This is a genomic window from Candidatus Pelagibacter bacterium nBUS_49 (genome assembly GCF_051200925.1).
Lineage (GTDB): Bacteria > Pseudomonadota > Alphaproteobacteria > Pelagibacterales > Pelagibacteraceae > Pelagibacter.
Map to the genome: position 1 here is coordinate 690,707 of NZ_CP172837.1, position 20,661 is coordinate 711,367.

At 27.1% G+C, this 20,661-nt stretch carries 24 protein-coding genes; 10 read left to right on the forward strand and 14 right to left on the reverse strand.

Going from position 1 to position 20,661, the window contains the following annotated elements:
• The first annotated feature begins 22 nt into the window (after window positions 1-22).
• From ispF to ACIJYF_RS03825, 3 genes are read left to right on the forward strand one after another with little or no spacing between them, the layout of a single operon-like run.
• On the forward strand, window positions 23-1,123 hold the full coding sequence (ispF, locus tag ACIJYF_RS03815; protein WP_435117922.1) for a 2-C-methyl-D-erythritol 2,4-cyclodiphosphate synthase: 1,101 nt from the start codon (window positions 23-25) through the stop codon (window positions 1,121-1,123).
• On the forward strand, window positions 1,120-1,611 hold the full coding sequence (locus ACIJYF_RS03820) for a phosphatidylglycerophosphatase A family protein (RefSeq protein ID WP_435117924.1): 492 nt from the start codon (window positions 1,120-1,122) through the stop codon (window positions 1,609-1,611). Before ispF ends, ACIJYF_RS03820 begins: the two co-directional genes overlap by 4 nt.
• On the forward strand, window positions 1,611-2,075 hold the full coding sequence (locus ACIJYF_RS03825; protein ID WP_435117926.1) for a CinA family protein: 465 nt from the start codon (window positions 1,611-1,613) through the stop codon (window positions 2,073-2,075). Before ACIJYF_RS03820 ends, ACIJYF_RS03825 begins: the two co-directional genes overlap by 1 nt.
• Here the strand turns inward: ACIJYF_RS03825 and ACIJYF_RS03830 are convergent, their stop codons facing one another.
• Genes ACIJYF_RS03830 through ACIJYF_RS03865 form a run of 8 tightly spaced genes read right to left on the reverse strand, consistent with a single transcriptional unit; the run spans window position 2,076 to window position 8,527 of the window.
• Window positions 2,076-2,531, reverse strand: coding sequence for a type II toxin-antitoxin system RatA family toxin (locus ACIJYF_RS03830; protein WP_435117928.1), 456 nt, complete (start codon window positions 2,529-2,531; stop codon window positions 2,076-2,078).
• Window positions 2,531-3,451, reverse strand: a complete 921-nt coding sequence (gene lipA / locus ACIJYF_RS03835) for a lipoyl synthase (RefSeq protein WP_435117930.1) — start codon at window positions 3,449-3,451, stop codon at window positions 2,531-2,533. The genes ACIJYF_RS03830 and lipA overlap by 1 nt, the downstream gene beginning before the upstream one ends.
• Window positions 3,441-3,743 carry an FtsB family cell division protein gene (locus ACIJYF_RS03840; RefSeq protein WP_435117932.1) on the reverse strand — a complete coding sequence of 101 codons (303 nt, stop codon included), beginning with the start codon at window positions 3,741-3,743 and terminating at the stop codon, window positions 3,441-3,443. Before ACIJYF_RS03840 ends, lipA begins: the two co-directional genes overlap by 11 nt.
• Complete coding sequence (gene eno / locus ACIJYF_RS03845; RefSeq protein ID WP_435117934.1) at window positions 3,743-4,999, reverse strand: phosphopyruvate hydratase; 1,257 nt, start codon at window positions 4,997-4,999, stop codon at window positions 3,743-3,745. The genes ACIJYF_RS03840 and eno overlap by 1 nt, the downstream gene beginning before the upstream one ends.
• Entirely contained in the window at window positions 4,999-5,823 is an 825-nt protein-coding gene (kdsA, locus tag ACIJYF_RS03850; RefSeq protein WP_435117936.1) for a 3-deoxy-8-phosphooctulonate synthase, read from the reverse strand. The genes eno and kdsA overlap by 1 nt, the downstream gene beginning before the upstream one ends.
• On the reverse strand, window positions 5,820-7,436 hold the full coding sequence (locus ACIJYF_RS03855) for a CTP synthase (protein ID WP_435117938.1): 1,617 nt from the start codon (window positions 7,434-7,436) through the stop codon (window positions 5,820-5,822). The genes kdsA and ACIJYF_RS03855 overlap by 4 nt, the downstream gene beginning before the upstream one ends.
• Window positions 7,437-7,480: 44 nt before the next feature.
• Entirely contained in the window at window positions 7,481-7,780 is a 300-nt protein-coding gene (gene secG / locus ACIJYF_RS03860; protein WP_435115250.1) for a preprotein translocase subunit SecG, read from the reverse strand.
• Window positions 7,781-7,786: 6 nt separating this feature from the next.
• A complete protein-coding gene (locus ACIJYF_RS03865) occupies window positions 7,787-8,527 on the reverse strand; it encodes a triose-phosphate isomerase (protein ID WP_435115252.1) in 741 nt (246 codons plus the stop codon).
• A 55-nt stretch (window positions 8,528-8,582) separates the two neighbouring features.
• Between ACIJYF_RS03865 and ACIJYF_RS03870 the strand changes: the two genes are divergently transcribed.
• From ACIJYF_RS03870 to gltX, 7 genes are all read left to right on the forward strand, one after another.
• Window positions 8,583-10,004, forward strand: coding sequence for a SurA N-terminal domain-containing protein (locus ACIJYF_RS03870; protein ID WP_435115254.1), 1,422 nt, complete (start codon window positions 8,583-8,585; stop codon window positions 10,002-10,004).
• Entirely contained in the window at window positions 10,004-11,461 is a 1,458-nt protein-coding gene (gene trpE, locus ACIJYF_RS03875) for an anthranilate synthase component I (RefSeq protein ID WP_435117976.1), read from the forward strand. The genes ACIJYF_RS03870 and trpE overlap by 1 nt, the downstream gene beginning before the upstream one ends.
• Window positions 11,461-12,030 carry an anthranilate synthase component II gene (locus ACIJYF_RS03880; protein WP_435115256.1) on the forward strand — a complete coding sequence of 190 codons (570 nt, stop codon included), beginning with the start codon at window positions 11,461-11,463 and terminating at the stop codon, window positions 12,028-12,030. Before trpE ends, ACIJYF_RS03880 begins: the two co-directional genes overlap by 1 nt.
• Window positions 12,031-13,023, forward strand: coding sequence for an anthranilate phosphoribosyltransferase (trpD, locus tag ACIJYF_RS03885; protein ID WP_435115258.1), 993 nt, complete (start codon window positions 12,031-12,033; stop codon window positions 13,021-13,023).
• Window positions 13,016-13,807, forward strand: coding sequence for an indole-3-glycerol phosphate synthase TrpC (locus ACIJYF_RS03890; RefSeq protein WP_435115260.1), 792 nt, complete (start codon window positions 13,016-13,018; stop codon window positions 13,805-13,807). Before trpD ends, ACIJYF_RS03890 begins: the two co-directional genes overlap by 8 nt.
• 89 nt (window positions 13,808-13,896) lie before the next feature.
• Window positions 13,897-14,574 carry a transcriptional repressor LexA gene (gene lexA, locus ACIJYF_RS03895; protein ID WP_023648599.1) on the forward strand — a complete coding sequence of 226 codons (678 nt, stop codon included), beginning with the start codon at window positions 13,897-13,899 and terminating at the stop codon, window positions 14,572-14,574.
• A gap of 22 nt (window positions 14,575-14,596) precedes the next feature.
• On the forward strand, window positions 14,597-15,997 hold the full coding sequence (gene gltX, locus ACIJYF_RS03900) for a glutamate--tRNA ligase (protein ID WP_435115262.1): 1,401 nt from the start codon (window positions 14,597-14,599) through the stop codon (window positions 15,995-15,997).
• Here gltX and lpxB read toward each other — a convergent pair.
• The 6 genes from lpxB to ACIJYF_RS03930 all read right to left on the reverse strand — a co-directional run bounded on the left by lpxB (window position 15,974) and on the right by ACIJYF_RS03930 (window position 20,657).
• Window positions 15,974-17,110 carry a lipid-A-disaccharide synthase gene (lpxB, locus tag ACIJYF_RS03905; protein WP_435115264.1) on the reverse strand — a complete coding sequence of 379 codons (1,137 nt, stop codon included), beginning with the start codon at window positions 17,108-17,110 and terminating at the stop codon, window positions 15,974-15,976. The genes gltX and lpxB overlap by 24 nt on opposite strands.
• Entirely contained in the window at window positions 17,107-17,817 is a 711-nt protein-coding gene (lpxI, locus tag ACIJYF_RS03910) for a UDP-2,3-diacylglucosamine diphosphatase LpxI domain-containing protein (RefSeq protein WP_435117978.1), read from the reverse strand. The genes lpxB and lpxI overlap by 4 nt, the downstream gene beginning before the upstream one ends.
• An 81-nt stretch (window positions 17,818-17,898) precedes the next feature.
• A complete protein-coding gene (lpxA, locus tag ACIJYF_RS03915; protein WP_435115266.1) occupies window positions 17,899-18,681 on the reverse strand; it encodes an acyl-ACP--UDP-N-acetylglucosamine O-acyltransferase in 783 nt (260 codons plus the stop codon).
• Window positions 18,678-19,658: a UDP-3-O-(3-hydroxymyristoyl)glucosamine N-acyltransferase gene (gene lpxD, locus ACIJYF_RS03920; protein ID WP_435115269.1), complete on the reverse strand. Its 981-nt coding sequence runs from the start codon at window positions 19,656-19,658 to the stop codon at window positions 18,678-18,680. The genes lpxA and lpxD overlap by 4 nt, the downstream gene beginning before the upstream one ends.
• A 51-nt stretch (window positions 19,659-19,709) precedes the next feature.
• Window positions 19,710-20,156 carry a 3-hydroxyacyl-ACP dehydratase FabZ gene (gene fabZ / locus ACIJYF_RS03925; RefSeq protein ID WP_435115271.1) on the reverse strand — a complete coding sequence of 149 codons (447 nt, stop codon included), beginning with the start codon at window positions 20,154-20,156 and terminating at the stop codon, window positions 19,710-19,712.
• Window positions 20,157-20,657, reverse strand: coding sequence for an OmpH family outer membrane protein (locus ACIJYF_RS03930; RefSeq protein WP_435115273.1), 501 nt, complete (start codon window positions 20,655-20,657; stop codon window positions 20,157-20,159).
• Between the last annotated feature and the right edge of the window lie 4 nt (window positions 20,658-20,661).

The following is a 20,661-nucleotide window of genomic DNA, read 5'->3' on the forward strand; positions in this document are numbered from 1 at the left end:
TAAAAAATAATCACCATAAATGATGAATAATTATTTTATAATACTTGCCTCTGGACAAAGCAAAAGATTTAATTCAAATAAACCTAAACAATTTATTACTTATAAAAATAAAGCTCTTTTTGAACATTCTTTAGATAAAGCAATAAGTTCAAAACTTTTTAAGAAAATTATTCTTGTTGTTAATGATAAAAAACAAATCAAGAATAATTATCCAAAAAATATTTCGATTATCAAAGGTGGTGAAGAAAGATCAGATTCCTCTTTAATTGCATTAAAATATATAAAAAAATTTAATCCTCTAAATGTTTTAATTCATGATGCAGCAAGACCAAATTTTACTATAAGTCTTCTAAAAAAATTAATTAATTCTCTAAAAAAAAATAAAGCAGTAGTTCCTGTTATTTCATCAAAAAACTCAATTAAATATAAAGTTAAAAAGCAATTGTTTAATTTAAATAGAGACAACTCATATTTAACCCAAACACCACAAGCTTTTAATTTTAAAGAAATTTATAATTTATCTATTAGACAAAAAAATAGGATTCAAGATGAAGCAACTCTATTTATTGATAATAATTTAAAAATAAAATTTATCCCAGGCGAAACTTTAAACAATAAAATTACCTTCGAAGAAGATATTCAAAATGATAAAACTTATTTTGGTATAGGGTTTGATATACATAGATTAATTAAAAATAAAAAACTTTATCTGGGGGGTATCAAAATACCTTTTAATTCTGGCTTAAAGGGTCATTCAGATGGAGATGTAATTTTACATTCAATAATAGATGCTTTATTAGGTGCCATGAGAAAAAAAGATATAGGCACTTTTTTTCCTGACAATGAGAAAAAATATAAAAATATTAGATCTCCAAAAATGTTAAAGCCTGTTGTTGATATTTTAAATAAAAATAATTTTTACATTAATAATTTAGATATTAATTTGATTTGTGAACAACCTAAAGTTTCAAAATATAGAATCAAAATAATTAATTCTTTATCCAATTTATTAAATTTAGATAAAAATTTAATTAATCTAAAAGGTAAAACAGTTGAAAAATTAGGATTAATTGGAAAGGAAAAAGCAATAGCTTGTGAGGTTATTTGCTCTATATCACAATGAAAAAAATTAATGTCTTAATATCAACTTTTTTTGGTTATGGTTATTTGACTAAAATACCAGGAACAGTTACATCGCTTGTTGCAGTTATATTTATATACATTGCCTATGAACATCTTGGCTACACTGATCTTAAATTTTCAATAATTTTTTTTACTCTTTTATTTTTCTATTCTTTTTATGCGGTTAAAGATGCAGAAAGTGAGTTTAAGAATAAAGATCCTAGACAAATAGTTATTGATGAAGTTTTAGGTCAAGCTATGCCATTAATTCTTGTATTATACTTAAGTCAAAACAATCAACTAAACTTGACAATTGAAGTTTATTACGTGTTGTCTTTTATTTTCTTCAGATTTTTTGATATTTTAAAGCCTTTTCCAGTTAGTTTTTTTGATAAAAATTTTAAAAATTACTTTGGAATAATCATGGATGATATAATGGCTGGATTGTATTCAATGTTATTAATTTATCTAATAAGTCTTAAGTTCTAATGAGTATTCAGTTTCTCCATAAAAAATTAATTAATAAAAAATTAACTATATCTGTGGCTGAGTCTTGTACTGGTGGGTTATTGGCTCATAATTTAACTAAATTAGCCAACTCATCAAAATATTTTCAAATGGGGCTAACCACCTACTCCAATCAAGCTAAAATTAAAATTTTAAAAGTAAATAAAAACATAATTAAAAAATATGGAGCTGTAAGTAAAGAGTGCTGTAAATCTATGGTCCAGAATTTATCTAAAATTTCAAGAAGTAACATAAACGTTTCTATTACTGGAATTGCAGGACCTGGTGGAGCTTCAAAAAATAAACCAATAGGTTTGGTTTATATTGGTATAAAAAAAGGTAAAACCTTAATTGTTAAAGAAAATAGATTTAAATCTGATAACCGTAATTCTATTCAAAAATTAACAGTTAGAGAGGTGATTAAGATAGTTTTAAATTTAATTTAATTAATCTTCTATTGGTCTATAAAGATCTTCTGCTCTTTTTTGAAAAGCATCTGCTATCTTATTCAAACCAAACTCGAAAGACTTAGACATCAAAACATTTAAGAATTTATTCTCAATTTCAAAATCAATATCAAAAAAAATTTCAGTACCCCCTTTTGTTTCATTAAAATTCCAATTATTTTCTAAGTGATTTAATGGGCCACCAATATTGGTTACATTTATAGTACTGGTCTCTTTGTCAAATTTTACATCACTTTTATATGTATCTTTAAATGGTCCTTTACCAATGGTAAGGTCAGCAATAATTAAAATTTGATTACCTACTTTATTTCTTTCATAAACATGTGAGTCCAAACAAAAAGGGACAAACTCTGGATATTTTTCAATATCAAGAACTAAATCAACAAGTTGATTTTTTTTACATTCAATTAATCTCTTAACTGATGCTTTAGGCATTAATGTTTGTTTAATCTATTTTGTTGAAGTTGAGCAAAATCTTCATCAGCATGATACGAAGATCTTGTTAATGGTGATGAAGAAACTAGTAAAAATCCTTTTGCTTTAGCTATTGTTCCTAAATCATCAAATTCTTTTGGAGTATAATATCTATCAAGCGGATGGTGTTTTGTTGATGGTTGAAGATATTGACCAATAGTTAAAAAATCTACATCTGCAGCTTTCAAGTCATCCATAACTTGTAAAATTTCATCTCTACTTTCACCTAGTCCAACCATAATTCCAGATTTAGTAAAAACATTTTTATTAACTTGTTTGGCATTTTTCAAAAGTTCTAGAGATGAAAAGTATCTTGAGCCAGGTCTTACTTTTAAATAAAGGCTTGGTACTGTTTCGATATTATGATTAAAAACATCTGGGTTTGCATCTAATACTCTTTTAAAAGAATCTCCTTTTCTCAAAAAATCAGGTGTTAATACTTCAATTGTAGTATTTGGATTTTGTTTTCTTGTTTGATTTATTGTTTCAAAAAAATGTTCTGATCCACCATCATCTAGATCATCTCTATCAACAGAGGTGATAACCACATGTTTTAAATTTAATTTTTTAACAGCTTCTGCAATTTTAATTGGCTCTAATTGATCTAGTTTTCGAGGTAAACCAGTTTTAACATCACAGAATGCACATGCTCTAGTACAAGTATCTCCCATTATCATAAATGTTGCATGTCTTTTACTCCAACACTCGGTAATGTTTGGGCAATTAGCTTCCTGGCAAACAGTTACTAAATTATTATTATTTACAATTGTTTTTGTTAAGAAAAACTCTTTACTATTTACAAGCTTAGATCTTATCCAATCCGGTTTTTTCTTGATCGGATTAATTGGTTTGTTTTGTTTTTCTGGATGTCTAGTTTTCATCGTTTTTAATTATATAAATCGTCTCTCCTTCTTTTCCAAACAAAAATCTTTCTCTTATTAATGTTTCGACATAATCAAGATCTAAATTGGTGCTTAGTAAGCTATTTTTATGATCTAAATCATTTATCTTATTAACTAAGGACAATTCTTCTTTTTTCAAGTTAGACAAAAGTTCTTTTTTTTCAATAAATGAAAAAAGACCTCTTTCACCTGACACAAGATTAAAAGCAAAGTAAAAAATCAAAAAAATAGATACTAATAAAAAATAATTTCTTTTTATTAATCTAAGCATTAATTGATTTTATTCATCCTCGCTTTTTTTCCAAGTTCTTCTTCAATACGAATTAATTGATTATATTTAGCTACTCTTTCGGATCTTGCTAATGATCCAGTTTTAATTTGATTGGAGTTTGTTCCAACAGCTAAATCTGCAATAAATGTGTCCTCACTATCTCCTGATCGATGAGATATGATTGTTTTATATCCAATAGTTTGAGCAAATTTTATTACATCTAAGGTTTCAGATACTGTGCCAATTTGATTGAGTTTAATTAAAATTGAATTTGATGAAATATTTAAAAAACCTTTTTTAAGTCTTTCAAGGTTTGTTACATACAAATCATCTCCAACGATTTGAACATCTTTTACTGATTTCATTAATTTATTCCAAGCCAGCCAATCATTTTCTGCAAAAGGATCTTCGATTGATTTTATCTTATATTTGTTAATAATTTTTTGATATTCTTTGATCGATTTTTTAACTGAAATATAACTTTTAGAATGAATGGAGTATTTATTCTTTTTAAATAATTCATTGGCTGCAACATCAAGACATATGGAAACATCTTTACCGTTTTTAAAACCTGCTTTTTTAATTGCAGAAACAATTAAATCTAGCGCCTGATTATTACTACTGATCATTGGAGCAAAACCACCTTCATCACCAACAGATGTCGATAACCCCTTATCTTTAATTAGCTTACTTAGACTTTTAATAACTAAAAAACAAACTCTCATTGCTTCTGAGAAACTTTTTGCACGATCAGGTCTGATCATAAATTCTTGAATTCTAAGACCATTGTTAGCGTGTGCCCCACCATTAATTATATTCATTAGAGGGTATGGTAGTTGAAAATTATTTTTAACAGTAAATGTTTTATATAATGGAACTTTTTTTATTTTAGCTGAAAGTTTTTTAACAGCCATAGAAACAGCCAACATTGCATTTGCTCCAAGATTTGTTTTTTGTCTTGTGCCATCAAGGTTAATTAAAAGGGTGTCAATTCGTTCTTGGTTATGAATATTTTGACCTTTTAATTTTTTTGAAATTTTTGTATTAACTAAATTTACAACACTAAAAACACTTTTTCCTAAATATCTTTTATTGTTTTTGTCTCTTTTTTCATAAGCCTCAAAAGTTCCAGTAGATGCGCCAGAGGGACAAATGGCTGATGCGCTATTATTCTTTACATAGACTTCAGCTTCAACAGTTGGATTACCTCTGCTATCAAAAACTTGTCTTGCTTTTACTTTTAAGATTTTGCTCACTACTTTTTAATTAAATTATCAATATCAGTTAATTGTTTAAGTAAATTTTCTAACTTATCTAAAGGAACCATGTTTGGACCATCTGAAGGAGCATTATCAGGATCTTGATGAGTTTCAATAAACACTCCTGCAACTCCTACTGCAACTGCAGCTCTTGCTAAATATTCAACAAACTCTCTTTGTCCACCAGAAGATTCGCCCTGACCACCTGGTTGTTGTACTGAATGTGTTGCATCAAAAATTACTGGATAGCCATTCTTTGCCATGATCGGTAATGATCTCATATCCGATACTAAAGTATTATATCCAAAGCTAGCTCCTCTTTCTGTAACTAAAATATTTTCATTTCCAGAGTCTGCTATTTTTTTAGTAACATTAACCATGTCCCATGGAGCTAAGAACTGTCCCTTTTTAACATTTATAATTTTATTAGTTTTTGCAGCAGCAATTAGAAGATCTGTCTGTCTGCATAAAAATGCTGGTATTTGTAAAATATCAACATGATCTTTTAATAACGAACATTGCTCTGCGTTATGAATGTCAGTTAAAATTGAAACATTCAATTCTTTTTTAATTTTATCAAACACTGGAAGGGATGCTTCTAAACCAGCTCCTCTTTGACCTTTTAGACTAGTTCTATTAGCTTTATCGAAAGAAGTTTTATAAATAAATCCAAGATCAAATTTTTTTGTGATTTCTTGAATTTTACCTGCCATGTCCATTGCATGCTGTTCTGTTTCGAGCTGACATGGTCCGGCAATAATACAAATTTTATTATTATTTGAAATTTCTATATTTCCACAATTTACTTTTTTACTACTCATTTATGATTTTTTGCTGCTTTGATAAATGATGAGAATAAAGGATGAGGGGCTAAAGGTCTAGATTTAAATTCTGGATGAAATTGTACTCCTACAAACCAAGGGTGATTTTTTAACTCTATTATCTCTGGTAACTTATTATCTGGTGATAAACCTGAAAAAATCATTCCCTTTTTTTCAAATTTATCTTTAAAAGCAATATTCACTTCATATCTGTGTCTATGTCTTTCCTTAATTAATTTAGATTTATAAATTTTTCTTATTAATGAATTATCTTTTAACTTAGCAACATATGAACCTAATCTCATCGTTCCACCAAGATCTTTATCAGTACCCTTGAACATTTTGCCCTCTTTAGTCCATTCATTAATTAATCCTATAATTGGTAAACCCTTTTTATCAAATTCACTTGATGTAGCATTTTTTAAACTTAATTGATTTCTAGCAAATTCAATAATTGCCATTTGCATGCCATAACAAATGCCTAAAAAAGGAACTTTATTTAATCTTGCATATTTAATTGCCTCAATTTTTCCGTCTGTTCCTCTTTTTCCAAATCCACCTGGTATTAATATTCCTGAAATATTTTTGAGTTTTTTCTTTATTTCTGAAACTTTTAATTTTTCAGAGTCTATTCTAACTAAATTTACTTTAACTTTATTATCTATTCCACCATGAGTTAATGCTTCGTCTAAAGATTTATAAGCATCCTTTAATTCCACATACTTTCCAATGATTGCAATATTTACTTGTTTTTTATTATTTAAAATAATTTTAGTAATTTTTTTCCAAGGATTTAAATTTGCTGGTTTTTTTGATTTTAATTTAAAATAACTTAAAACTTGAAGATCAAGTTTTTCTCTAAAAAAACTCATAGGAGCTTCATAAATAGTTCGAACATCAACAGTTTCAATTACATTTTTAATGTCGACATTACAAAATAAAGAAATTTTCTTTCTATGATCAAGTGGTATTGGTCTTTCTGATCTACAAATTATTATATCTGGCTGAATTCCAATGCTTCTTAATTCTTTAACGGAATGTTGGGTAGGCTTTGTTTTAATTTCATCAGAGGCTTTTAAATAAGGTACTAATGTTAAATGAATAAATAATGCATTTTTTTTACCAACATCATTTGCAAACTGTCTAATCGCTTCAACAAATGGTAAACTTTCTATATCACCTACTATTCCTCCAATTTCACAAATTACAAAGTCTTCTTTTGAAGAGTCATTTTTAATAAACTGTTTTATTCGATCAGTGATATGTGGAATTACTTGTACTGTCTTTCCTAAATACTCGCCTTTTCTTTCTTTTTTAAGAACATCGCTATAAATTTTTCCAGTTGTAATATTGTCAGAATTTTTTGCTGATACTCCAGAAAATCTCTCATAATGACCTAAATCTAAATCAGTCTCTGCACCATCATCAGTTACATATACCTCACCATGTTGAAATGGGCTCATTGTTCCTGGGTCTACATTGAGATATGGATCTAATTTTCTTAACCTTACTTTATATCCTCTGGATTGTAATAAATAAGCTAGCGATGCTGAAGAGAGACCTTTTCCTAAGGAAGATACCACGCCGCCGGTGACAAATATATATCGCGCCATGGAATTATCTTATAGCGAATAAATTTGAAATTGGAAAGTATAAATTAATTATTTTCAGGAATTGAAGGTGTATCTTCTGTCTTTTCTTCAATAGTATCCAAAACTGAACTTGATGGTGTTAATTCAGCTCTTGAAATAATAGTTAATGCCAAACTACATATAATAAATAATGTAGCTACTATCGCTGTTGCTTTAGTCATAAAACCACCTACTGATCTTGATAGCATAAAATTTTCTTGAGAAACTCCTATACCCAGGGCTCCTCCTTCAGATCTCTGCAAAAGTATCAAAGACACCAAGATTAAAGCTAAGATGATGTTAATTACTAACAGTACGTTTTCCATGAGGGGTTAATTAAAGGTTTTTTTAATTATATCAATAAATTTTTTTGAACTTTGGGAAGCTCCACCAATCAAAAAACCGTCAATAACACTGATATCTTTTAATTGGGCAATATTTTTATCGTTTACAGAGCCCCCGTATAAAACTTTAGGAGTTTTTTTGTTAAATTTACTTTTGATATATGAAATTGAATTTAATAAATCATTTGATTTTGGAATTAAGCCAGTGCCAATAGACCAAACAGGTTCATAAGCTATAATAATATTTGAGTTATTTTTAATAGATTTTAATCCATTAATAATTTGTTTTGCCAAAACTTTATTAGTTATTTTTTTTCTTTTTTCACTCAATGTTTCACCAATACAAAAAATAACTTTTAAATTTGATTTAATTGCACTTTTAATTTTTAAATTGATCAATTTGTCAGTTTCACCAGATTGTCTATTCTCTGAATGACCTAAGATAACATACTTAGCACCAACATTTTTTAACATTTTTGAATTTACATGACCTGTGTAAGCTCCATAGTTTTCACTCTCATGACAATTTTGCGCTCCAACTTCAAGATTTGTTTTTTTTAACCGTTTTGACAATGGGCGTATAAGAGTATTGGGTGGACAATAAACAATTCTAAACTTGGTATTTTTAATAATTTTTGAAAATTTTATAACACTATCAAGTGAATTTAATGTTCTTAAATCACCAAACATTTTCCAATTAGCTATAAAATACATATATTTATTTGTCATAATTGAAATTTTAATCTATAGATTTGTTTTTTACAGATCAATAAATTTATAGCTAATGATAGAAACTTTGAAAAAATTTGGTGCAAAAAAATTAGGTGGTTTAATCTTAATTGCAGTTATTATAATTGCTTTTGGCTTCGGTGGATTTGGAGGTGGTTTTAGTACCAACAACCAAAATAATATTGCAAAGATTAATAAAACTAATGTAACCACTCAAGATTTTATGGACTATGTCAATCAAAGTGGAATTTCACAACAAGCTATTAGAGAAAATTTAGAAAATAATATTATTGAAGAGCTTCTATCGGGATTAATCTCAGTAAAATTAATCGATTTAGAAGTAGAGGATTTTGACCTTTCAGTTACAGAACTAACAGTCTTAAAAAAAATTAAAGAAAACAAAAATTTTCAAAATGAGAATAATGTTTTTCAAAGAACTAGATATGAAAAATTTTTACTGTCGAATAATATGTCGGCACCTATGTTTGAATTACAATTAAAACATCGTGAGCTACAAAAACATTTATTTGATTTTATTGGAGCTGGAACAGTAACTCCTAATTTTCTTACTAAAAAAATGTTTGAAGAAGAAAATAAATCTTTAGATCTCGAGTATTTTGCAATGAAAAATTTTTACAAAGAAAAAGAAGAATTTACAGACTTGGAGATAAACAAATTTTTAAACGAAAATAAAGATCAATTAAAAAGAGAATATATTGATTTTAAATATACAGAGTTGAGTCCTAAAATTTTAATAGGTTTAAAAGAATTCAATCAAGATTTTTTTGATGAAATAGATAAAATTGAAAATAGAATTTCAAATGGGGATGATTTTCAGTCTATTATTCAAAATTTAAAGACTGATATTACAGAGATTAAAGAATTTACTCCAAGCTCTACTAGAAAAATAAACGAAGATCTTATTTATTCAAAAAGAACATCTGAAATTGATCTAATTGAAAATGGTGATAATTTTTTATTGTATTCTATAACTAACAAGTATGATCGAGGTCCTGATCTATCAAATCTAGAGACCAAAGAGGAAATTCGAGAATTAGTCTATCAAAAAAGTAGGTTTGATCTTCATAGAAGTGTCTTGGAAGAAATACAAAATAAGAAGTTTGATGATAATAAATTCAAAGAAATGGCTGGCTATAGCAAAGAATATTTAACTATCAATTCAATAAAAGATGATACTAAATTTGAAGCAAATTCAATTAAAATGCTTTATTCATTACCCATCAATTCATACACATTAGTTAATGATAAAGAAAATCAAATTTATTTAGTAAAATTACTAAATTCAAAAAAGAATTCATTTAATGAAGCTGACGAAAATTACTTAAATTTTGTTAATAATCAAAATACTAATACTAGAAAATCTGTAATCCAATCTTATGATCAATTGCTTAACTCTAAATATCAAGTTCAATTAAATCAAAAAACTATTGATAGAGTTAAAAATTATTTCAAATGATAATTAATCGAAACTTCAAAGATTTTAAGTTTCGACATAGAAGCAAAAAAAATCAAATAATCTATGCGTCAAAAAAAGTTAAAAATAATGATGAGGTTATAAATCTTATTGACAACTTTCTAATTGAGAAAAATAGTTTTATTTTTGAGTCTGTTGAAAAAGGTAAAATTAAAGGTAGATACACAATTTTTGGTAAAAACCCAGATAAAATTTGGGAATTTAATAATAAAAATTCATATTTGATTAAAGGTAAGAAAAAATTAAAATTAAAAGATAAGCCAGATCAATTAATTGAAAAAATAATCGAGGAATTTAAATTTGAAACTCCAAAAAAACTACCAAAGATATGTTCTTTAATATCAGGATATTTTTCGTATGACTCAATTAGATACGTTGAAAAAATACCAAATAATTGCAAAAACGATCTAAATCTACCTGATGTAAGATTATTAAGACCTAGAACACTTGTAATTCACGACAATTTAAAAAAAGAAATATTTTATATAATTAATATTTTTAATGATGAAAAAATTATTAATTATCAAAGAAAGTTCGATGAAATTAAGTCGGAACTTTTTAAACTATCAATTCAATCCTCTATAAAAAAATTAAATAATTCTAAAAATAAGACAATTAAGGAAATTAAAGTTAAATCAAACACGTCCAAAAATAAATTTCTTAATATGGTCAACAAAGCAAAAAAGTACATTAAGTTAGGAGATATTTTTCAAGTTGTATTAAGTCAGAGATTTGAGGCAAAATTAACAAAAAATCCTTTAGAAATTTATAAAAAATTAAGAATTACAAACCCTTCACCTTTTATGTTCTTTTTTAATTTTAATGATTTTCAAATAGTTGGCGCTAGTCCCGAAATATTAGTGAGATTAAGAGATGACAAAATTACTGTAAGACCTATAGCCGGGACTAGACCTAGGGGAAAAAACTTTAAAGAGGACCTTTATTACGAAACAGATTTATTAAGAGATAAAAAAGAATTGTCTGAACATTTAATGCTTTTAGATTTAGGAAGAAATGATGCGGGTAAAGTCTCAAAAATTAATTCAGTTAAAGTTACTGAAAGCTTTATAATTGAGAGATATTCTCATGTTATGCACATAGTTTCTAATGTTGTAGGAGAATACAATAAAAAGTTCTCTAAATTTAAGTCTCTATTAGCAGGTTTTCCGGCAGGCACAGTATCAGGTGCTCCCAAAATTAGAGCTATGGAAATTATTGATGAGCTAGAAACTACAAGAAGAAAAGTTTATGCAGGTGGTATTGGATATTTCTCTGCTAATGGAGAATTTGATACCTGTATTGCCTTAAGAACAGCAGTTGCAAAAAATAAAAAATTTTATGTTCAAGCTGGAGCAGGAATTGTAGCTGACAGTAAACCAATTAAAGAATATGAGGAAACTGTTAATAAAGCTAAAGCTTTAATTAACGCTTTAAGATAATGAAAATATTATTGATAGATAATTATGATAGCTTTACATTTAATCTTTACCATTATCTGTCGTCATTGAAAACAAAAGTTGATGTAATTAGAAATGATAAAATTACTTCTAAAGAAATAATTAAAAATAAATATAATAAAATCGTAATCTCGCCTGGTCCAGGAAATCCAAACCAATCAGGAAATTGTTTAAATATTTTAAAAACCCTTCATAAAGAAATTCCTTTTCTAGGTGTCTGTTTAGGTCATCAAATTATAGGCCAAGTTTTTGGTTCTGAAATTATACAGGCCAAAAAATTAATGCATGGAAAGACAAGTAAAATTAAATCTAAAAAAGTTGGAATTTTAAAAAATCTTCCAAGCACATTTGAAGCAACAAGATATCATAGCTTAATAATTGATAAAAAATCTTTATCTAGAAATTTAAAGATTACTGCTGAGACTGATGATGGGTTAATAATGGGTGTTCAACATAAAGAATACAATATTCATGGTGTACAATTTCACCCAGAAAGTATTAAAACTAAACTAGGAATTAAAATATTAAAAAACTTTATAAATTATAGATAAGTGGAAAAAATTTTAGAAAAATTACGGCAAAAAAAAAATTTAACATTTGATGAGAGTAAGTCAGCTTTCGAATTGTTAATGACTGGTAAGGCTGGTGAGGATGAAATTTATAGTTTTTTAACTCTACTTTCTGAAAAGGGTGAAGTTTCTGATGAAATTGCTGGTGGTGTTTATGTTCTTAGAGAAAAGTCAAAAAGAGTAAAAGTTTCTGATTGTGTAGATACTTGTGGAACAGGAGGAGATGGCATGAATACTCTTAATATCTCTACTGCTTCTGCTTTACTTTTAGCTAGTATGGGTACAAAAGTTGCTAAACATGGTAATAAAGCTGTATCATCAAAATGTGGGTCAGGTGATGTTTTAGAGGCTCTTAAAATTAATATAGATCTTGAGCCTAACGATATAGAAAAAGAGATTAATAATAATAACTTTGGTTTTATGTTTGCACCAAATTATCATAGCGCAATGAGATTTGTTGGCCCTGTCAGAAAAAAAATTGGTAAAAGAACAATTTTTAATATGATTGGTCCCTTAAGTAACCCTGCATTAGTTAATAGACAAGTTGTAGGTGTTTTTGATAAAAAGTTACTTAAAATATTTGCAGAAGGACTTAAAAATTTAAATATTAAGTTTGCATGGATTGTAAATAGTGAAGATGGATTAGATGAAATCTCTCCCTATGCAAAAACAAATGTAATTCAATTAAAAGATGGAAAAATATCTGAAATCATAATTGATCCAAAAACTCTCAATGTCAATGCGGAAAAATTTGAAAATTTAATTGGAGATGATGCTAACTTTAACGCTGATAAAATGATTGAAATTTTTAAAGGCAAAGATAATGATTTTTCAAAAGCTGTTTGTTTAAATGCAGCAGCTGGATTAATTGTGAGTGAAAAATTTACACAATTTTCAGATGCATATAAATTTGCAAGAGAGTTTATTTTAACTGGGAAGCCCTACTCACATTTAGAAAAAATACAAAATGTCTGAGAATATATTAAATAATATTATCTCAAAAAAAATTGAAAGAGTTGATACTCTTAAAAAATCAATAAGTTTAAACTCTTTAAATGAAATCATTGATAAAAATAATACTTTTATTGATTTTAAAGAAAAAATTCAAAATAACATAATTCAAGATAAAATATCAATAATCGCCGAAATTAAAAAAGCTAGTCCTTCAGCAGGAGTGATTATAGAAGATTATAATCCTGTTGAGATTGCAAAAATTTATAACGATAATAATGTAACTTGTTTGTCTGTTCTTACTGAGGAATATTTTTTTTTAGGAAATCTAATTCATATCAGTAAAATTAAACAAAAATTTAACTTACCAGTTTTATGTAAAGATTTTTTTATTGATAAATTTCAAATACCTTTAGCAAAGAGTTATGGTGCTGATGCAATCTTAATTATATTAGCTGGCGTATCTGATGATTTGGCCAATGAACTTTATGAAGAAGCTTTAAGATTAAACATGTCGGTAATTGTTGAGGTTCATACCGTAGAGGAGGCAGAGAAAGCTTTAAATTTTAAAGAGGCTTTAATTGGAATTAATAATAGAAACTTAAAAACACTCAAAACTGATATTAATACAACCTACGATATTCATAATGTGCTTTTAAATCATCAAGGACCTTTAATTTCTGAGAGTGGAATTAAAACAAAAGATGAACTTTTGGATTTGAATAACAAAACTTCTATAAAAACTTTTTTAATTGGTGAATCACTTTTAAAAAATTTGTCAGAAAATTCTATTTTCTCAGTTTTGTAGTTAAATTAACCCCTATTTTACTTAGTTTTTTTACTATTGTTTCTTTATAAGAACTTTTATAGAACATTATTTGTACGATATTTGTTCTTATGCTTACTAAAAAACAAAAAAACCTGCTTTTATTTATCAACAAGAAGTTGAGAAGTTCTGGCGTTTCACCCTCTTATGAGGAAATGAAACAATCACTTAATTTAAAGTCAAAATCAGGAATTCATAGATTAATTAGTGCATTAGAAGAAAGAGGTTTCATTAAGAGATTAGCCCACAAAGCAAGAGCTTTAGAGGTGATTAAATTGCCAGAAACGGCATCTGCAAATGATATATATAACAGTTTTTCACCTAGCGTTATTAAAGGTGGTTTGGATGAGGTTAATATTAATTCCGATGAAATGGAAGTTCCTGTACTTGGGAAAATAGCTGCTGGAACTCCAGTTGAAGCTATACAAAATGAAGTATCAAGAATTCCTCTACCAAGCAATCTAGAAAAAAATGGTGATTATTTTGGATTAAAAGTTCAAGGAGACTCTATGATAGAAGCTGGTATCAATGAGGGTGATACTGTAATTATTAGAAGAACAGATACTGCTGATAATGGAAAAATTGTAGTAGCTTTAATAGATGAGCATGAGGCTATGCTTAAAAGAATTCGTAAAAAAGGTAAAGTGGTTGCACTTGAAAGTGCTAATAGAAATTATGAAACTAAAATTTTTGGACCAGATAGAGTTAAAGTCCAAGGAGTTTTGGTATCTTTATATAGAAACTTCTAAAAAAATAGTCTAAACATCATTGATGTCAAAAGTAGCAACTAGATTTGCTCCCTCACCAACTGGAGCTCTTCATATTGGTGGTGTAAGAACAGCACTCTTTAATTGGTTATTTTCAAAAAACCAAAAAGGAACTTTTCACCTTAGAATTGAAGATACTGATAAAGAAAGATCTAAAGATGAACATAAAATTCAGATTATTAAATCTTTGAAATGGCTTGGTATAGAACATGATGGAGAAGAATATATTCAATCAACTAAGATTAAAGATCACATAAATGTTGCAAATGAACTTTTAAAAAATGGTAATGCGTATAAATGTTATTGCTCAATAGAAGAAATTGAAGAACAAAAAAAGAGAGCTAGACAAAAAAAACTTCCATATATTTACAATAGGAAATGGAGAGATAAACCAGAAACTGACGCTCCCAAAGGTATAAAACCAGTCATAAGATTTAAAAGTAAAATAGAAGGATCAACAATATTAAAAGATTTGGTTCAAGGTGATGTCAAAATTGACAATGATACAATTGAAGATTTCATAATTTTAAGAAATGATGGCACACCAACATATAATTTATCCGCTACAGTAGACGATCACCAAATGAATATGACACATATTATCAGAGGAGATGATCATAAAATTAATACTTTCAAACAAATGCAGATTTATTTAGCAATGAATTGGGATTTACCAAAATTTGCGCACATACCACTTATTCATACAATAGAGGGTAAAAAATTATCAAAAAGAGACAATGCATCAACATTAGATGACTACTCTAAAATTGGCATAATGCCTGATGCTTTGAGAAATTATTTATTAAGATTAGGCTGGTCTTTTGAAGATAAGGAAATTTTTACTTTAGACGAGAGTATTAAACACTTTAACCTAGAAGGTATTGGAAAATCACCATCCAAACTAGATATGAGTAGAATTTTATCAATGAATGAGCATTACATAAAAAATATAGATGAGAGTGGGCTCTACAAACACTTGGTAGAATATTGTGAAATATATAAAGAAAAAATAAATCCATCAAAAGAAGTAAAAATAAAACAATCATTATCTTTTCTCAAAAACAAATCAAAAACTTTAGAAGATATTTATAATAATGCAAAATACATAATATCTGACGAAGTAAAATTTGAAGCTGAGGATTTAAAATTAATAGATGAAAAAGCACAAAAAATTATAAAAGAATTTAATATTACTCTAACAAATGTAGAAAGTTTAAATAAAGAAAATCTTGAACCAATTGTGAATGAATTAATAAAAAAATATGAAACAAATTTTAAAGGCGTTGGTCAGCCATTAAGAGTAGCTTTAACTGGCTCTAAATTTGGGCCAGGCTTATATGATATAATAATTTCTCTAGGCAAAGAAGAAGTTAAAAAAAGATTAACCAATAAGATAATTTCTTAAGATTAAAGAAGTCTCTTCAGAAGAAGATGATTTTGATTTTATTCCTTCTAAAGTTTTATTACATTCCAATAATTGTTTTTTTATTAATTCTGGTTTTTTTAAAAAATATATAACAGATCTGCATATTTCATCAGCATTACATTCTTTTTGTAATAATTCTGGAATTACTTCTCTATTATTTATTATATTAATAATATTTGCAAATTTAACATTTGCTAATAATTTAAATATTGTGAAATTTATAAAACTTAATTTATAAATAATTATAGAAGGAATGTTAGCACTTGAAACTTGAAGTGAAGCAGTTCCAGATTTTACAACAGCAAAAACTGAATTTAATAAAACCTGAGATTTTATATTCTCATCTGAAACCACATCTACATTATCCAAATTTTTACTTTTAACTATTTCAATTATTGATTCTTTGTTTTCATCAGTACAATGAAATACATAAGAATATTCAAAATTTTTTTTATTCATCAATTTTATAAAATCTAATAATATTGGTAGAAGAACATTTATTTCTGAATTTCTACTGCCGGGAAATAAAGAAATAATTTTTTTATCTTTATGAATTAGATTTTCCAATGAAGCTTTGATGTTTTCTTTTTTTTCAATTAAAGGATGACCAACAAATGTGTTTTTAATGTTTTCTTTTTCAAAATATTTTTTTTCAAAATCAAATAACAAAAGAATATGATCTATAAATTTTTTAACTTTTTTAACTCTGTTTTTTCTCCAAATCCAAACTTGAGGAGCAACATAATGAATAGTTTTAATTTTAGAATTTATTTTTTTTACTTTTTCGGCTACTCTCAAAGTAAAATCAGGGCTATCCACACTAAATAAAATATCTGGATTAAATTTTATAATCTCATTAACTGCTTTATTAATTCTATTATTAATCTTAAAAATATTAAGAATAACACTTGTAAATCCCAAATATGTAATATCTTTAAGATCAAAGATTGATCTAATACCTAGTTTTTTTAAATTATTTCCACCAACACATAAATATTCAACATTAGTTTTTTCTTTTTGAAGTTTAGATATAATTGTTGATGCTAATTTATCACCCGAAGGTTCTCCTGTTAGTATGAATATTTTTTTCATAAAACGTATATAAAAATTTTATTTTTGTTGGCAAAAGATATAGATTTTTTTTGATCTAAAAATATATTTTGATTTTCTTTTAATACTATGCCCTTTAATCTAGCGGTTTTACAATCTTTCAAAGTATCTAAACCAATAGTAGGTAAATCTGCTCTTAAATCTTGTTTTTTTTTGGGAAATTTAATTAATATTCTATGGTTGTCTTTTTTATTATTGATACTCTCTATCATTTTTTTTGTACCTTGAGATGTTTCCTTTTGAATAAAGCCATTTTGATCAACTATTATAGCTTGAGTATGATTATAAGCATTTAATTTCTTTAATGATTTAATGCCACTTTTAATTTGAACTAAATCTTTTTCACTAGGTTTAATTTTTGTGTAAATACCTCTCTTAGGTGTGAGTTCTGGGTTAAAAAAATTAGATTTTACAACTTTAATCTTATGTTCGGCTAATATATTAATTAATTCTTTTAAAATTGCTGCATCACCTAATTTAAATGCCTTTATCAAGCGTGGTATGTAGTAAATTCCCATTGTATCTAATCTAAGATTTGTAATCTTTGGTTTCTCAATTTTGCCTGCAAATAAAACTTTTTTACATTTATTTTTACTAATAATCTCTAATATCTTTGCAAATTTACCAATACTTACGAAATAACTATTTTTATAATTTTTAAATAAATTTTTTTTTGTTAAATCAATTATGAAATATTTTTCTTTTTTTTTCTAATCTTTTTTAAAATTAATTTGGGAAAATCTGTTCCACCGAGAAATAATCCTATCATTTTATCTTAAATTGGGAGTACAAATAGGTCTTTTTTTATCTTTATTTATAAACTCTATTACTTCATTAACTAAAGGATTTTCTCTTACACTAGGATTTAATTTTTCTAAGTTTTCATTTAAATTTTCAGTTTTGAATATTTCTTTGTAAGTTTCTGATAATCCGATAATTTCTTTATTTGGAGTTTTAACTCTTCTTAAACCAACTAAATTAACTCCATTTAAAACATTTCGATTGCCTGTGGAGAGACCATATGGAATAACATCCCTTGAAACACCTGTCATCCCACCAATCATTGCCATTTTACCAATTCTCGTAAATTGATGTACACCACAATTACCACCAAGAATTACATAGTCTTGTATTTCCGCATGGCCTGCAATGGCTGCATTATTTGCTATAACAATATTATTTCCTATTATGCAGTCATGCGCAATATGAGCTCCAATCATAATTAAATTATTATTTCCAACTTTAGTGACTCCACCGCCCTGTAAAGTGCCTGGATTAATTGTTGTATATTCTCTTATTGTATTTTTATCTCCAATGACTAATTCAGTTTTTTCACCATTATATTTCATATCTTGAGGGTCATTCCCAATAGATGCGAATGGGTAAATTTTATTATCTTTACCAATCGTAGTGAAGCCAGTTATATTTACATGGGATTGGATTTTGACGTTTTTATGTATTATTACATTTGGACCGATTGTAGAATATGGTCCAATTTCAACATTATCCGAAATTTGAGCATTCTTATCTATAATTGCTGTTTTGTGAATCATCTATTTTCCCTTAAAAATTCCCTTAGACTTTTAGCTGGATAACCCATCACTTTTGAATTGTCAGGTATATCTTTTATTACTCCACTGCCACCAGCTATATCAACATTATTACCTATCTTTAAATGACCAGAGATCCCTGCTTGCCCACCTATTTTTACATTTCTACCGATTATAGTACTTCCTGCTATACCAACTTGGCCAGCAATTATAGAATTTTCACCAATTTTAACATTATGAGCAATATGAATTTGATTGTCTAAAAAAGTGTTTTTTCCAATAACTGTGTTGGACATTGAGCCACGATCTATAGTTGATCCACATCCAATTTCACAGTTCTCTTCAATGATTACAAGTCCAATATGAGGATATCGAAGATTTTTAGTATTATTTGGAAAAAAACCAAACCCGTGCTTACCGATCACGCTACTATCGAGGATCTTTACATTTTCTTTTATAATTACATTTTTTAAAATAACATTGGAACCTATAGAGCAATTATCTCCAATAGAAACATTTTGTTCAATAATAGTATTATGACCAATAGTACAATTAGCTCCTACCGATACATTATTGCCTACTAAAACATTCTTTCCATATTTAATCTTATCTTTAAATTTTGTTTCATTTATAATTGAACATGTGTCGTCGAAAAAATCATTAACTGAGTTTGGATAAAATTTTTCTGTAAGTTTTGCTGTCGCAACTAAAACATTATTTACTACAATAGGCTTGCAAGTTTCAGCTAATTCAGCTTTTAAATTAGATGTTGTGATACAAAAAGATGCTTTAGTTTTTTTTGCAATTTCATTGTATTTTTTTGAATGAAAAAAAGTAATATCATTTTCTTTTGCAGACATTAAATCCGTTATATCGTTAATATCAATATTATCTTTAACTATATCATTACTAGCATCCAATAAACTTAAAATCTTTGAAATTTTAAATGGTCCTTTGTTTATAAAGAATGGATTATCCATAATTGTTTTTATCAAAACAATTTTTAAAGACGTATCAATAATTATTGCTATTTATTTCTTATCGACAATTGTAGCTGACCAAACTGCATCTGCCATTTTTTTTTCATTTACAAAAGCATCACCTTTATATTTCCATACTCTTCCATGCGATCTGATTGCCTCAATTTTTAATAATAATTCACAATCAGGAATAACTGGATTTCTGAATCTGGCCTTTTCAATACCCATTAAAAAAACAAGTTTATCTTCATAGGTTGACTTATCTAGACCATGTGCAGTTAAAGCAGCAGCTGCTTGTCCAAAAGACTCAACTATAAGAACACCTGGCATAACAGGTTGGCCAGGAAAATGTCCCTGTACAAAGAAACTGTCTTTTTTAACATTTACAACGGCCGTAGCAGAATGAAGTTTTTTAATATCGCGTAGTTCATCTATTAATAACATTGGCTCCCTATGAGGTAGCAAATTTTTAATTTGGTCTTTGTTAATACTTGTCATTTATTTAATATTTTTATTTACTATTTCTAAAATTTCATCAGTTATATCAAGATTTTTTTTTCCAATAATAACATCTTTTTTTGCTAAAACTATATTAATTGAGTTTTTTTCTATATAATCTGATACAAGCGGTTCAACATCTTTCATAAAATTTTGAATTGCATTATTTTTTAAATCATTAAATTTTTGAACAAGTTTATCCTTATCCTTTCTAAATATTATTACTTTACTTTTTAAATCATTAACTTTTTTATCAAATTCTTCTTTTGAAAGAATATTTCTTTGATTTGAAATATCTTTTTCTAAATCTTTTAAAATTTTTTCCTTGGACTCAAGCTCCATAATATTTTTTTTATTTTCTGAATCCAATTCATCTAAAATAGATTTTCCTTTAATGGAATTCGATAATATATAGCTCATATCAATATAAACAACATTACTTCCATAAGCAAAAGTTGTAAGTTTCAAAAAAACGAAAATTACAAATATTAAGTATTTCATTTAT

Bases quoted from the DNA above. Each gene is read 5' to 3' on its own strand.
- ispF (WP_435117922.1), top strand. From the start codon at position 23: ATGAATAATTATTTTATAATACTTGCCTCTGGACAAAGCAAAAGATTT.
- ACIJYF_RS03820 (WP_435117924.1), top strand. From the start codon at position 1,120: ATGAAAAAAATTAATGTCTTAATATCAACTTTTTTTGGTTATGGTTAT.
- ACIJYF_RS03825 (WP_435117926.1), top strand. From the start codon at position 1,611: ATGAGTATTCAGTTTCTCCATAAAAAATTAATTAATAAAAAATTAACT.
- ACIJYF_RS03830 (WP_435117928.1), bottom strand. From the start codon at position 2,531: ATGCCTAAAGCATCAGTTAAGAGATTAATTGAATGTAAAAAAAATCAA.
- lipA (WP_435117930.1), bottom strand. From the start codon at position 3,451: ATGAAAACTAGACATCCAGAAAAACAAAACAAACCAATTAATCCGATC.
- ACIJYF_RS03840 (WP_435117932.1), bottom strand. From the start codon at position 3,743: ATGCTTAGATTAATAAAAAGAAATTATTTTTTATTAGTATCTATTTTT.
- kdsA (WP_435117936.1), bottom strand. From the start codon at position 5,823: ATGAGTAGTAAAAAAGTAAATTGTGGAAATATAGAAATTTCAAATAAT.
- ACIJYF_RS03855 (WP_435117938.1), bottom strand. From the start codon at position 7,436: ATGGCGCGATATATATTTGTCACCGGCGGCGTGGTATCTTCCTTAGGA.
- secG (WP_435115250.1), bottom strand. From the start codon at position 7,780: ATGGAAAACGTACTGTTAGTAATTAACATCATCTTAGCTTTAATCTTG.
- ACIJYF_RS03865 (WP_435115252.1), bottom strand. From the start codon at position 8,527: ATGACAAATAAATATATGTATTTTATAGCTAATTGGAAAATGTTTGGT.
- ACIJYF_RS03870 (WP_435115254.1), top strand. From the start codon at position 8,583: ATGATAGAAACTTTGAAAAAATTTGGTGCAAAAAAATTAGGTGGTTTA.
- ACIJYF_RS03880 (WP_435115256.1), top strand. From the start codon at position 11,461: ATGAAAATATTATTGATAGATAATTATGATAGCTTTACATTTAATCTT.
- ACIJYF_RS03890 (WP_435115260.1), top strand. From the start codon at position 13,016: ATGTCTGAGAATATATTAAATAATATTATCTCAAAAAAAATTGAAAGA.
- lexA (WP_023648599.1), top strand. From the start codon at position 13,897: ATGCTTACTAAAAAACAAAAAAACCTGCTTTTATTTATCAACAAGAAG.
- gltX (WP_435115262.1), top strand. From the start codon at position 14,597: ATGTCAAAAGTAGCAACTAGATTTGCTCCCTCACCAACTGGAGCTCTT.
- lpxB (WP_435115264.1), bottom strand. From the start codon at position 17,110: ATGAAAAAAATATTCATACTAACAGGAGAACCTTCGGGTGATAAATTA.
- lpxA (WP_435115266.1), bottom strand. From the start codon at position 18,681: ATGATTCACAAAACAGCAATTATAGATAAGAATGCTCAAATTTCGGAT.
- lpxD (WP_435115269.1), bottom strand. From the start codon at position 19,658: ATGGATAATCCATTCTTTATAAACAAAGGACCATTTAAAATTTCAAAG.
- fabZ (WP_435115271.1), bottom strand. From the start codon at position 20,156: ATGACAAGTATTAACAAAGACCAAATTAAAAATTTGCTACCTCATAGG.
- ACIJYF_RS03930 (WP_435115273.1), bottom strand. From the start codon at position 20,657: ATGAAATACTTAATATTTGTAATTTTCGTTTTTTTGAAACTTACAACT.